General features: G+C 70.1%; 9 protein-coding genes and 1 pseudogene. 4 read left to right on the top strand and 6 right to left on the bottom strand.

What is annotated here, in order from left to right:
- Positions 1-99: pseudogene (locus tag OP79_RS53700) on the top strand (sulfate adenylyltransferase subunit CysD); the annotation flags it as partial.
- Positions 100-237: 138 nt separating this feature from the next.
- Here the strand turns inward: OP79_RS53700 and OP79_RS05015 are convergent.
- On the bottom strand, positions 238-2,505 hold the full coding sequence (locus OP79_RS05015) for a bifunctional salicylyl-CoA 5-hydroxylase/oxidoreductase (RefSeq protein WP_033318934.1): 2,268 nt from the start codon (positions 2,503-2,505) through the stop codon (positions 238-240).
- An 11-nt stretch (positions 2,506-2,516) separates the two neighbouring features.
- Positions 2,517-3,344, bottom strand: coding sequence for an enoyl-CoA hydratase family protein (locus OP79_RS05020; protein WP_033318744.1), 828 nt, complete (start codon positions 3,342-3,344; stop codon positions 2,517-2,519).
- 405 nt (positions 3,345-3,749) lie between these two features.
- Between OP79_RS05020 and OP79_RS05025 the strand changes: the two genes are divergently transcribed.
- A complete protein-coding gene (locus tag OP79_RS05025) occupies positions 3,750-4,205 on the top strand; it encodes an ATP-binding protein (protein ID WP_033318745.1) in 456 nt (151 codons plus the stop codon).
- Positions 4,206-4,224: 19 nt separating this feature from the next.
- Here OP79_RS05025 and argF read toward each other — a convergent pair whose 3' ends face one another.
- Both argF and OP79_RS05035 read right to left on the bottom strand, forming a co-directional pair.
- Positions 4,225-5,232 (bottom strand): ornithine carbamoyltransferase, encoded by a 1,008-nt coding sequence (gene argF / locus OP79_RS05030; RefSeq protein WP_033318746.1) that lies wholly within the window; start codon positions 5,230-5,232, stop codon positions 4,225-4,227.
- Between the two features lie 256 nt (positions 5,233-5,488).
- The gene (locus tag OP79_RS05035) at positions 5,489-6,712 is read right to left on the bottom strand and encodes an arginine deiminase (RefSeq protein WP_033318747.1); all 1,224 of its coding nucleotides are present in this window, start codon (positions 6,710-6,712) and stop codon (positions 5,489-5,491) included.
- 118 nt (positions 6,713-6,830) lie between these two features.
- Between OP79_RS05035 and OP79_RS05040 the strand changes: the two genes are divergently transcribed.
- Positions 6,831-7,868 carry an SPFH domain-containing protein gene (locus tag OP79_RS05040; RefSeq protein WP_033318748.1) on the top strand — a complete coding sequence of 346 codons (1,038 nt, stop codon included), beginning with the start codon at positions 6,831-6,833 and terminating at the stop codon, positions 7,866-7,868.
- Entirely contained in the window at positions 7,865-8,764 is a 900-nt protein-coding gene (locus OP79_RS05045) for an NAD(+)/NADH kinase (protein ID WP_033318749.1), read from the top strand. The genes OP79_RS05040 and OP79_RS05045 overlap by 4 nt, the downstream gene beginning before the upstream one ends.
- Before the next feature lie 8 nt (positions 8,765-8,772).
- Here OP79_RS05045 and OP79_RS05050 read toward each other — a convergent pair whose 3' ends face one another.
- Complete coding sequence (locus tag OP79_RS05050; protein WP_033318750.1) at positions 8,773-11,316, bottom strand: polynucleotide kinase-phosphatase; 2,544 nt, start codon at positions 11,314-11,316, stop codon at positions 8,773-8,775.
- Entirely contained in the window at positions 11,313-12,782 is a 1,470-nt protein-coding gene (locus tag OP79_RS05055) for a 3' terminal RNA ribose 2'-O-methyltransferase Hen1 (protein ID WP_033318751.1), read from the bottom strand. The genes OP79_RS05050 and OP79_RS05055 overlap by 4 nt, the downstream gene beginning before the upstream one ends.
- Between the last annotated feature and the right edge of the window lie 330 nt (positions 12,783-13,112).

A 13,112-nucleotide genomic window follows, 5' to 3' on the forward strand; every position in this document is an offset into this window, starting at 1 on the left:
ATCGCCGCCTCCCGGCTCACCGAGCGGGGCGCGACCCGCGCGGACGACAAGCTGTCCGAGGCCGCGATGGAAGACCGCAAGCGCGAGGGGTACTTCTAAGCTCCGCGCCCCTGAAGGAGGCCGCAGGCCTTCCTTTCAGGGGCGCGGGGAACTGCGCGACCAGCCACAAACAACCCGCACTCCGCCAACGAATTGGAACCCCCCCCACCCCGGAGGGCGCAGGCTGGGGAGTTGCCCTCAACTCCCCAACGTAAGCCGCGGCTTCGGCGCATCCGTGCGCCCCGTCTGCGGGCGTCGGCTGCCCGCCCGGTACGGCCCGGGCCAGCTGACGCCCGGCCCCGTGTACCCCTGCTCGGCCGCCGCGTGCAGCGTCCAGTGCGGGTCGTACAAGTGGGGACGGGCCAGAGCGCACAGGTCTGTACGGCCCGCCAGGATCAGGGAGTTGACGTCGTCCCAGGAGGAGATGGCGCCCACCGCGATCACCGGGATCCCCGTCTCGTTGCGGATCCGGTCGGCGTACGGGGTCTGGTAGGAGCGGCCGTACTCCGGCTGCTCCTCCGCGACCACCTGGCCCGTCGAGACGTCGATCGCGTCGGCGCCGTGCGCGGCGAAGACGCGGGCGATGGTGACGGCGTCGTCCGCGGTGGTGCCGCCGTCGGCCCAGTCGGTGGCGGAGATGCGTACGGTCATCGGGCGGTCCTCGGGCCATACGGCGCGTACGGCGTCGAAGACTTCCAGCGGGAAGCGCAAACGGTTCTTCAGGGAACCGCCGTAGGCGTCCGTGCGGCGGTTGGTCAGCGGTGAGAGGAAGCCGGAGAGCAAGTAGCCGTGGGCGCAGTGGAGTTCGAGCAGGTCGAAGCCGCAGTGGGCGGCCCGTCGGGCGGCTGACGTGAACTGCTCGCGTATATCGGCCATTTGAGTCCGGGTCAGCTCGCTCGGCGTCTGGTTCTCCGGCCTGTACGGGAGCGGGGACGCGGCCACGAGTGGCCAGTTGCCCTCCTCCAGCGGTTCGTCGATGCCCTCCCACATCAGCTTGGTGGAGCCCTTGCGGCCCGAGTGGCCGAGCTGTACGCCGATCGCCACGCCCGGTGCCTGTGCGTGCACGAAGTCGGTGATCCGCCGCCAGGAATCGCCCTGTCGGGAGGTGTAGAGGCCGGCGCAGCCCGGCGTGATCCGGCCCTCCGGGCTCACACACACCATCTCCGTCATCACCAGTCCGGCGCCGCCGAGCGCCCGTGCGCCCAGGTGGACGAGGTGGAAGTCGCCGGGTACGCCGTCCACGGCCGAGTACATGTCCATCGGTGAGACCACGACCCGGTTGCGCAGGGTCAGTCCACGCAGCCGGAACGGTGTGAACATCGGCGGCGTACCGGGCGGGCAGCCGAACTCTCGCTCCACGCTCTCGGTGAAGCGCGCGTCGCGCAGCCGGAGGTTGTCGTGCGTGACGCGGCGGCTGCGGGTGAGCAGGTTGAACGCGAACTGGCGGGCGGGCTGGTCGAGATAGAGTCCCAGGTTCTCGAACCACTCCAGGCTGGCGCGTGCCGCCCGCTGCGTGGAGGCGACGACTGGGCGCCGTTCCTCCTCGTACGCGGTCAACGCGGCGTCGAGCGAGGGCTGTTCCTCCAGGCAGGCGGCGAGGGCGAGCGCGTCCTCGACGGCGAGCTTCGTACCGGAGCCGATGGAGAAGTGCGCGGTGTGCGCGGCGTCGCCGAGCAGGACCACGTTCTGGTGGGACCAGCGCTCGTTGACGACGGTACGGAACGCCGTCCACGCCGACTTGTTGGATCTGAGCGCCCGTCCGCCGAGCGCGTCCGCGAAGATCTTGGCGCACCGTTCGACGGACTCCTCGACGTCCGCCTCCGCGAACCCGGCCGCTTCCCACACCTCTCCGCGCATCTCGACGATGACGGTGGAGGCGTCGGCCGAGTACGGGTATCCGTGCAGTTGCATCACCCCGTGCTCGGTCTCCGCGATCTCGAAGCGGAACGCCTCGAACGGGAAGTCGGCGGCGAGCCAGATGTAGCGGCACCGGTGGGTGGTCACCCGCGGCCGGAACACTTGCGCGTACGCCTCGCGCGTGGCGCTGTGCACCCCGTCCGCAGCGACCACGAGGTCGTACGATTCCGAAAGCCGCGCCACGTCCGGCGCCTGCGTACGAAAGCGCAGCTCGACGCCGAGCGAACGGCACCGCTCGTGCAGGATCTCAAGCAGCCTGCGCCGCCCGAGCGCCGCGAAGCCATGCCCTCCGGAGGTGTGGCGGGTGTTCCGGTGGACGATGTCGATGTCGTCCCACCGCACGAACTCGTCCCGCAACGCCTCGTACACCACGGGATCGGCGTGCTCGATGCCCCCGAGCGTCTCGTCGGAGAGCACGACGCCGAAGCCGAAGGTGTCGTCGGGGGCGTTGCGCTCCCAGACGGTGATGTCACGGGCAGGGTCGAGCCGCTTGAGGAGGGCGGCGGCGTAGAGCCCACCGGGGCCACCGCCGATCACCGCCACCCGCATCGCGCTCACGGTCACCGCCCCCGCCACTTCGGGGGCCGTTTCTCCGTGAACGCCGCGTGGAACTCGGCGTAGTCCTCCCCGTTCATGAGCAAGGCCTGGGTCGAGGCGTCCAGCTCCACCGAGGCGGACAGGGGCATGTCCAGTTCGGCGGTGAGGAGGGCCTTTGTCTGGGCGCATGCGAGGGCGGGGCCCTGGGCGAGGCGGTGGGCCAGGGCCTGGGCGGCCTCGTCGGCGTGGCCTTCCTCCGTCAGCTCGCTGATGAGACCGATGCGCTCGGCTTCGGGTGCGCGTACCGGCTCGCCCAGCATCAGCAGGCGGGTCGCGTGGCCGAGACCGACGACGCGGGGCAGCAGATAGGCGGCGCCCATGTCGCCGCCGGACAGGCCGACGCGGGTGAAGAGGAAGGCGAAGCGGGCGCTCGGGTCGGCCACCCGGAAGTCCGCGGCCAGGGCGAGGACCGCGCCCGCGCCGGCCGCGACACCGTGCACCGCCGCGATCACGGGGAAGGGGCATTCACGTACGGCCCGGACGACCTGCCCGGTCATGCGGTTGAAGTCGAGCAGCTGGGACGTGTCCATCGACAGCGTGGCCCCGATGATCTCGTCGACGTCACCGCCGGAGCAGAAACCGCGGCCCTCGCCGGCCAGCACCAGGGCGCGTACGGACTTCTCGCGGGACAGCTCGGCGAGCAGGTCGCGCAGATCGGCGTAGGCGCCGAAGGTGAGGGCGTTCAGCTTCTCGGGGCGGGCCAGGGTGACGGTGGCGACCCCGTCGACGTACTCGCAGCGCAGATGCTGCCAGTCGGGCGTGCGGGTCGCGGAGCCGGTGAAGGGACTCATGAGGTGCGGCCTCCTCGGGAGGGGCGGCGGGCGGCGCTGCCGGGCACTACCCATGAATCTATCACTCATCTTTGACTGTCGTCAGGAGTGCGCGATAAGACCGGGGCGACGCGACGTCAGTATGCGAGCTTCGCCACATGAACCGATATGAAGTGCGATACGTGAGCTTTGATACGCCACTATCGCCACGAGACGTGACCTCGACACAGCAGTCACGGAGTCACGGGTGCGCGACAGCGCCGTAACGGCGGGAGTTCCGGCGCGAGCCGGACCGTTGACCTGGGTACAGCCCGTACAGCCCACGCAGCCCGACAGCAGAACAAAACGAACAGAAAGGCCCCCGCCGGGCATTCGGCCCGGCATCGCAGTACCCTTCTTATTGTTGAAAGCAGGAATACCTGCTCCATGAACGGACCCGCCTTGCACGAGCCCTCAGCCCCAGCCTCCTGGCGCGTCGCGCTGCCGCACTCCGCCGCCGCCGTGCCCGTCGCCCGCGCACTGGTCCGTACCGCCCTGGCCGAGATCGAGCACCCCGCCGACTGCGACACGGCCGAGCTGCTCACCGCTGAGCTTGTGGCCAACGCCGTGGAGCACACCAAGGGGGACGACCCCATAGAGCTGGTCGTGCAGCTGCTGCCGACCGGCTGCCAGGTCGAGGTGCACGACCCCGACCCGTCCCCACCCGGCAGCCTCACCCGCCCCGGACCGGACAACAACCCGGACCCCTGGCAGGAGCACGGCCGCGGCCTGCTGCTGATCCGCGCCCTCAGCTCGTCCTGCGGGCACCGGGCGACCGAGTCCGGCAAGGCGGTCTGGTTCAGGCTGCCTGCGGTGCCACAGCAGCGCAGACCCAGCGAGTGATCGATTGACGACGTAGGGCTCAGGCGAGCGTCGCCACCAGGACCGCCTTGATCGTGTGCAGCCGGTTCTCCGCCTCGTCGAAGACGACCGAGTGCGCCGACTCGAAGACCTCGTCGGTGACCTCGAGGGAGTCCAGGCCATGCCGCTCGTGGATCTCGCGCCCGACCTTCGTACCCAGGTCGTGGAAGGCGGGCAGGCAGTGCAGGAACTTGACGTCCGCGTTGCCGGTGGCACGCAGAACGTCCATCGTCACCGCGTACGGACCGAGGGCGGCGATCCGCTCGTCCCAGACCTCCTTGGGCTCCCCCATGGACACCCAGACGTCGGTGGCGACGAAGTCGACGTCCGCGACGCCCTCGGCGACGGTCTCGGTGAAAGCGATACGGGCGCCGCTGGTCTCACTGATCCTGAGGGCCTCGGCGATGACCTCCTTGGCGGGCCAGTAGGCCTGCGGGGCCACGATGCGGACGTCCATCCCGAGGAGCGCGCCCGTGATCAGGTAGGAGTTGCCCATGTTGAAGCGGGCGTCGCCCAGGTACGCGAAGGCGATCTCGTTCAGTGGCCGGTCCGTGTGCTCGGTCATCGTGAGCACGTCGGCGAGCATCTGCGTGGGGTGCCAGGCGTCGGTGAGGCCGTTGTAGACGGGCACGCCCGCGTACGCGGCCAGCTCCTCGACGTTCACCTGACTGTCGCCGCGGTACTGGATCGCGTCGTACATCCGCCCGAGCACCCGCGCGGTGTCCTTCACGGACTCCTTGTGCCCTATCTGGGAGCCGGACGGATCGAGATACGTGGTCGACACCCCCTGATCCGCGGCCGCCACCTCGAACGCGCAACGGGTGCGCGTCGAGGTCTTCTCGAAGATCAACGCGAGGTTCTTCCCGCGCAGGTACTGGGTCTCGGTCCCGGCCTTCTTGGCAGCCTTCAGCTCGGCGGCAAGCTCGATCAGACCGCGGAACTCCTGCGCCGTGAAGTCCAGCTCCTTCAGGAAGTGGCGGCCGGTGAGGGCGGTCGGGACTGTCGCCATGGGGCGCTCCAGACATGCGGGGACACGGACGCCTGGAAGTCTATACGAAAGTCCGTATTTCTATGCGACTCCTTCGTGACTTCTATGCGTTCGAAGTTGCGGGTCCGTCGTGGCTGGTCGCTCCCCCACTCTCGGCTCCGCTCGAGCGGGGGGACCCCCATCGCGGCGGAGCCGCAAATCGACACAGCCCCGCGCCCCTAAGAGGCCTGCGGCCTCCTTAGGCGCGCGGTACAGCGCCGGACTTCGGCAAGTCCGCTCACACTGCATCCCGTACGACCGGGCAGCTCATACAGCGCGGACCGCCCCGCCCCCGCCCCAGCTCGCTCCCCGGGATCTCGATCACCTCGATGCCCTGCTTGCGCAGATGGGTGTTCGTGGTCGAGTTCCGCTCGTAGGCGACCACGACGCCCGGCTCGACCGCGAGGACGTTGCAGCCGTCGTCCCACTGTTCGCGCTCGGCCGCGTGCACGTCCTGCGTCGCGGTCAGTACGCGGATCTCGCTCAGCCCGAGCGCAGCTGCGATCGCGCGGTGCATGTGCTCCGGCGGGTGGTCAGTGACCTTGAGCTCCTTGTCGTCCACGCCCGGTTCGATGGTGTACGAGCGGAGCATGCCGAGTCCCGCGTACTGCGTGAAGATGTCGCCGTCGACCATCGTCATCACCGTGTCGAGGTGCATCAGGGCCCGTCTCTTGGGCATGTCGAGCGCCACGATCGTGGTCGCCGAACCGGCGGCGAACAGCTTGTGCGCGAGCATCTCCACGGCCTGCGGTGTCGTCCGCTCACTCATGCCGATGAGCACGGCGCCGTTGCCGATCACGAGCACGTCGCCGCCCTCGATGGTGGAGGGGTAGTCCGCCTGCCCTTCCGACCAGATGTTGAAGGTCTCCTTCGCGAACAGCGGGTGATGCCGGTAGATCGCCTCGAAGTGCACGGTCTCGCGCTGGCGGGCGGGCCAGCGCATGGCGTTGATGGAGACCCCGTCGTATATCCAGGCGGAGGTGTCCCGGGTGAAGAGATGGTTGGGCAGCGGGCGGAGCAGGAAGTCGTCGAGCTCCATGACGTGGAAGCGCACGGACGTCGGCTCCGCGTGCGCGTCCAGGAACTCCCGCTTGGTCATGCCGCCGACCAGGGCCTCGGCCAGCTCGCCCGCCGGCATGGCGTCGAAGGCCTCCCGGATGTGGTCCGTGGCGAGCGGCCCGTACTCCTTCTCGTCGAAGACGCGGTCCAGTACGAGCTCCCGGGCGGCCGGGATCCCCAGCACATCGGTGAGCAGGTCGCCGAAAAGATGGACGGTGACCCCGCGGTCACGCAGCACGTCCGCGAACCCGTCGTGCTCCGCTCGCGCCCGGCGCACCCACAGCACGTCGTCGAAGAGCAGGGCGTCCTTGTTACTGGGGGTGAGCCTTTTGAGCTCAAGATCAGGCCGGTGCAGGATGACGCGGCGGAGCCGCCCGGCCTCGGAGTCGACTTGGAATCCCATGTCTCCATCTTGGCCACCGGGGGCGGTGTTCACCCCCTCCTACCCTCTTCTTTTTTCGTCGCCTTGACGACAAGCGCGACCCCCAATTATCGTCCACATGACGAAAAGAGGGGGCTTCATGGCCGACATCACCCGGCGCCTCGGCTGGCGCCATCTGCGCGGCGCGCCCACGGCGCACATCCGCCATCACCGCGGCGGGAAACTGCTGCACGACGGCCCCAGGCTCAGCTTCTGGTTCCGGGCGCTGACCGCCGCGCTCTCCGAAGTCCCGGTCGACGACCGGGAGTTGGCGATGACCTTCCATGCCCGTACATCCGACTTCCAGGACGTGGCTGTCCAGGCGACCGTCACCTACCGGATCAGCGATCCGGCGATGGCCGCCGCACGCCTGGACTTCTCCATCGACCCGGACACCGGCGCGTGGCGGGGCACACCGCTGGAGCAGCTGGGGACGCTCCTTACGGAGACGGCACAGCAGCACGCGCTGGACGTGCTGGCCCGCACGCCGCTGTCGGCGGCGCTGGTTGACGGAGTGACGGCGGTGCGGGAGCGGATCGCGGCGGGCCTGGCCGGGGAGCCCCGGCTCCCGGCGACCGGCATCGAAGTGGTCGCCGTACGCGTCATCGCGCTGCGCCCGGAACCGGAGGTGGAACGGGCGCTGCGCACGCCGGCCCGCGAGCAGATCCAGCAGGAGTCGGACCGGGCGACCTACGAGCGGCGGGCGGTGGCCGTCGAGCGGGAGCGCGCGATCGCCGAGAACGAACTGGACAGTCAGATCGAACTCGCCCGCCGCGAGGAGCAGTTGGTGGACCAGCGAGGGACGAACGCGCGGCGCGAAGCCGAGGAGCATGCGGCGGCCGACGCGGTCAGGGCCGAGGCGGAGGCGGCACGGACAGTGCGGCTCGCGGAGGCGGAGGCCACACGGTCCGTACGGCTGGCCCGGGCCGAGGCCGAGGGAGCGCGCGAGGTCGGTGAGGCGCGGGCGCAGGCACAGGCGGCCTGGCTGCGGGTGCACGCGGAGGTGGACGTGACGACGCTGCACGCCCTCACCGGGACACGACTGGCGGAGAACCTGCCGCGGATCGACAGCGTGACGGTGTCGCCGGACGTGATCACGGGCTTGCTCGCCAGGCTCGGTACGCAGGAGCAGGCGTGAGCCTCGCTCCCCGGGTCGTCCTCGTCCACCGCGTCACGGAGTACGAGGAGTTGGTGGCCCGGCACGGCACGCACGGCCAGGCCGCGTTCTTCCTCTCCTCCCGTGGCCGGGACATCCAGGAGATCGCCGAACGCCACCGCCGGACGCGACAGGCGCTGACGGAGGTGGCCTCGGCCATCCCCCTGACCTGGCGTCAGACCCGCGTGGAACGAGCCGACCTGGACCGCTTCCTGTTCGCCCCCGAGGACGTCGTGGTCGTGGTCGGACAGGACGGGCTGGTGGCGAACGTCGCCAAGTACCTCGCCGGGCAGCCGGTGGTCGGCATCGACACCGACCCCGGCCGCAATCCGGGCGTCCTGGTGCGCCATCGCCCCGAGGACGCGGGCAAGTTGTTCGCGTTCACGCAATCCGGAAGGAGCATCTTCGACGAACTCACCATGGTCGAGGCCGTCGCCGACGACACACAGCGGCTCGTGGCGCTGAACGAGATCTACCTGGGTGCCGCCGGCCACCAGACGGCCCGATACCGCCTGGGCCTCGAGGACGACGGGGGTGTCGTCGAGGCCCAGGCCTCCTCCGGGGTGATCGTCGGCACCGGGACCGGGGCGACAGGATGGATCCGGTCCGTGTGGCAGGAGCGCGGCGTGCGGCAGCGGTTGCCCGCCCCCACCGAGGAACGGCTGCTGTGGTTCGTGCGGGAGGCCTGGCCGTCCCCGGCCACCGGTACGTCACTGGTGGCCGGGGAACTCGCCGCCGCGACCCGTCTCCGCCTCACCGTCGAGTCCGAGCGGCTGGTCGCCTTCGGGGACGGGGTGGAGACGGACGCGGTCGAGCTGACCTGGGGGCAGACGGTCCGGGTGGGCGTGTGCCGGGAGCGGCTGCGACTGGTCTGCTGACCTGACCGTCACAGCCGCGGATCCACCGGCTCCGACTCCAGCGCCAGCACCCCGAACACCGCCTCGTGCACCCGCCACAGCGGCTCGCCCTCCGCCAGACGGTCCAGGGCCTCCAGGCCCAGCGCGTACTCCCGGATCGCCAGCGAGCGCTTGTGATTGAGGAAGCGGCCTCGGAGGCGGTCGAGGTTCTCCGGGCGCGTGTACTCGGGGCCGTAGATGATCCGGAGGTACTCGCGGCCCCGGCACTTGATGCCGGGCTGCACCAGCCGCCCCTCTCCGCTGCGCACCACTGCCCCCACCGGCTTGACGACCATGCCCTCGCCACCGCGCCCGGTCATCTCCAGCCACCAGTCGGCACCAGCCCGCACCGAGTCCGGGTCAGCCGTGTCGACGAACAGCCGTCGCGTGGTCTGCAGCAGCCCGGACGCGTCGCTCGACACGAAACGGTCGATCAGCGCGAGCTGTTCGTCGTGCGGCAGCGCGGCCAGGCTCCGCCCCTGCACGGCGAGGATCTGGAAGGGCGCGAGCCGCACTCCTTCCAGACCGGACGTGGTCCAGCAGTACCGCCGGTACGCCTCGGTGAACGCGGCGGCGTCCGCGGCCCGTTCCCGCTGCTTCACCAGCAGATCCTGTACGTCGACGCCCCGCGCCGCCGCCCCCTCGAGCGCGGCGACCGCACCCGGGAACACAGCCCCGGAAGCAGCCCCGACAGCGGCGTACTGACTGCGCAGCAGCCCGGACGCCTTGAGCGACCACGGCATCAACTCCGCGTCCAGCAGTACCCAGTCGGTGGCCAGCTCCTCCCACAGCCCGGCCTCGGTGACGGCGTTGCGCACCCGCCCGAGGATCTCCTCGGTGACGGCGGGGTCATCGAAGAAGGGGCGCCCGGTACGGGTGTAGAGCGAGCCGGTCGGCCCGTCCACACCGAAGCGCTCACGCGCGGCCTCCGCGTCCCGGCACACCAGCGCCACCGCCCGCGACCCCATGTGCTTCTCCTCGCACACGACCCGCGCGACACCGTCCGCCGCGTACTGGGCGAAGGCCTCGGCCGGGTGCTCCAAGTAGCCCTCCACACGCGAGGTCGCCGTCGGAGCCATCGTCGGCGGCAGGTACGGCAGCAGCCGCGGGTCCACGGCGAAACGGCTCATGACCTCCAGGGCCGCCGCCGCGTTCTCCTCGCGGACCGACACCCGGCCCGCGTGGCGGGTCTCCACGACCCGACGTCCGTGCACGTCCGCGAGGTCCAGCGGCCGGCCGTCGTGACCGCCGGGTGCCTCGGTCCGCAGCGGCTTCGTCGGCTCGTACCAGACCCGCTCGGCCGGTACGTCGACGAGCTCGCGCTCCGGCCAGCGCAGTGCGGACAGCTTGCCGCCGAAGACGGCGCCGGTGTCCAGGCAGATGGTGTTGTTCAGCCAGGTCGCGGTGGGGACGGGAGTGTGGCCGTACACCACCGCCGCGCGGCCCCGGTACTCCTCCGCCCACGGGTAGCGCACCGGCAGCCCGAACTCGTCCGTCTCGCCGGTGGTGTCGCCGTACAGCGCGTGCGAGCGCACCCGGCCCGACGTACGGCCGTGGTACTTCTCGGGCAGACCGGCGTGGCAGACGACGAGCCGGCCGCCGTCGAGCACGTAGTGGCTGACGAGCCCGTCGATGAACTCCCGCACCTGCTTCTTGAACTCCTCGCTCTGCCCCTCCATCTGCTCGATCGTCTCGGCGAGCCCGTGGGTGTGCTGGACCTTGCGGCCCTTGAGGTGACGCCCGTACTTGTTCTCGTGGTTGCCGGGCACGCACAGTGCGTCGCCCGACGCGACCATCGCCATCACGCGGCGCAGCACGCCCGGGGAGTCGGGGCCGCGGTCGACGAGGTCGCCGACGAACACGGCCGTACGGCCCTCGGGGTGGACTCCGTCCACGTAGCCCAACTTGCCGAGCAGCGACTCCAGTTCGGAGGCGCAACCGTGGATGTCGCCGATGATGTCGAAGGGCCCGGTGAGGTGGGTCAGGTCGTTGAACCGCTTCTCGGTACGGATCGACGCGCTCTCGGCCTCCTCCACACCGCGCAGGATGTGCACCTTGCGGAAGCCCTCGCGCTCCAAGTGCCGCAGGGAGCGCCGCAGTTCGCGGATGTGGCGCTGGATGACGCGGCGCGGCATGCCGGCCCGGTCCTCGCGCGCGGCGTTGCGCTCGGCGCACACCTCCTCCGGTACGTCGAGCACGATGGCGATGGGCAACACGTCGTACTTCTTGGCCAGTTCGACCAGCTGCTTGCGGCTCTCCTGCTGCACGCTGGTCGCGTCGACCACGGTGCGCCGACCCGCCGCGAGCCGCTTGCCCGCGATGTAGTGGAGTACGTCGAAGGCGTCCCCACTGGCGCTCTGGTCGTTCTCGTCGTCGGCGACGAGGCCGCGGCAGAAGTCGGACGAGATCACCTCGGTCGGCTTGAAGTGCCTGCGGGCGAAGGTGGACTTGCCCGAGCCGGAGGCGCCGATGAGCACGACGAGGGAGAGGTCGGTGACGGGCAGAGTACGACCCTTGGTGTCATTGCTGGTCATGCGGCCTTCTCCTCCTTCGCTGCTTTCGTCGTGAATATCGTGAAGACGGCCATCTGAGTCGGCGGACCCACCTCGGGGTCCTCGGGTCCGACGGGTGCGAACTCCACGTCGTATCCGTGCCGTTCGGCCACCGCACTCGCCCAGGTGCGGAATTCCTCGCGCGTCCACTCGAAGCGGTGGTCGCCGTGGCGGCTGTGCCCGGCGGGGAGGGTCTCCCAGCGGACGTTGTACTCGACGTTCGGCGTCGTCACGAGGACGGTCCTCGGGCGGGCGGAGCCGAACACGGCGTACTCCAGGGCGGACAACCGCGGCAGGTCGACGTGCTCGATGACCTCGCTGAGCACGGCGGCGTCGTACCCCTTGAGCCGAGTGTCGGTGTACGCGAGCGAGCCCTGCATGAGCTTCACGCGCTCGGCCCGCCGCTCCCCCATCCGCTCCAGCTTGAGTCGGCGCGAGGCGATGGTGAGCGCGCGCATCGACACATCGACGCCGACGATCTCGGTGAACCGCATGTCCTTCAGCAGCTCCTGCACCAACTGGCCCTGCCCGCAGCCGAGATCGAGCACCCGCCCGGCCCCGGCGACCCGCAGCGCCTCGACGATCGCGTCCCGCCGCCGCACGGCGAGCGGTACCGGCTTCTCGTCCGTGTCCTGCGTCTCGTCGACGGCGTTGTCGATCTCCTCGACATCGCTGTCGTCCGCCTCCGCCAGCCGTACGAGTTCCAGGCGCTCCATGGCCTGCCGCGTCAGCGACCAACGGCGGGACAGATAACGGCTGGTGATCAGCTTGTGCTCCGGGTGCTCCGGTAGCCAGCCCTCGCCGGCCCGCAGCAGCTTGTCGACCTCGTCGGTCGCGACCCAGTAGTGCTTGGCGTCGTCAAGGACGGGGAGGAGAACGTACAGGTGCCGCAGGGCTTCGGCCAGCCGCAGTTCGCCTTCGAGTACAAGGCTTACGTAGCGGGACTCGCCCCACTCCGGGAACTCGGCGTCCAGCGCGACAGGTTCCGCCGTCACCGTCCAGCCGAGCGGTTCGAAGAGCTTCCGTACGAGCTCGGCGCCGCCTCGGGCAGGCAGCGCGGGCACCTCGATGCGCAACGGCCTTGCCTGCTCCGGGAGTTCGGGCCTGGCGTGGCACGTTCCCTTCATCGCGCTGGAGAACACGCTGCTGAGCGCCACGGCGAGGAGCGACGAGGCGGCGTACGGCCGGTCGTTGACGTACTGCGCGAGCGCGGCGTCCGGGGCTCCACCGCGGCCCTTGCCCTTGCCGCGCCGCACCAGCGCCACCGCATCGACCTCCAGCAGCAGTGCCGCCGTGCAGCGCTCGGGGCTCGCCTCGGGGTAGAGGACGTGCGCCTTGCCGTAGGAGGTGGAGAACGCCTGCGATTTGTCGGGGTGCTTGTGCAGCAGGAAACCGAGGTCGGTCGCCGGGCGCTCTGGTGTGCCGTAGGTGCTGATCGTCAGGAACACGGTGGTCTGCCTCGAAACGTCTTTCAGAACCGCTTCTGAACTGCGGAAATCGGGGGCGCCGCCGTCCGGCACCGTGCACAACGTACAGCGAACCTCTCCGGAGAAGTCAGGCATTTTCCGTCTTCCGCGTACGGCAGGTGAGCGGCTCTCGGGCTGCACGCGGACGGCTTCCGGGCCGTACGAGCAGGGCTTCCGCGCCGTACGCGGACAGCTTCCGGGCCGATCGGACCGGACGTCTGGCCGATCGGCCCGGGCCCTTGGCCGGTCGGCCGACGCGACGGCGTGCGGTGTCCGTCTAGCGTCGGTCTCGTCCGGCCACCACAGCCCGAG

The sequence above is a fragment of the Streptomyces yerevanensis genome (assembly GCF_000716805.1).
Classification (GTDB): Bacteria; Actinomycetota; Actinomycetes; order Streptomycetales; family Streptomycetaceae; genus Streptomyces; species Streptomyces flaveus.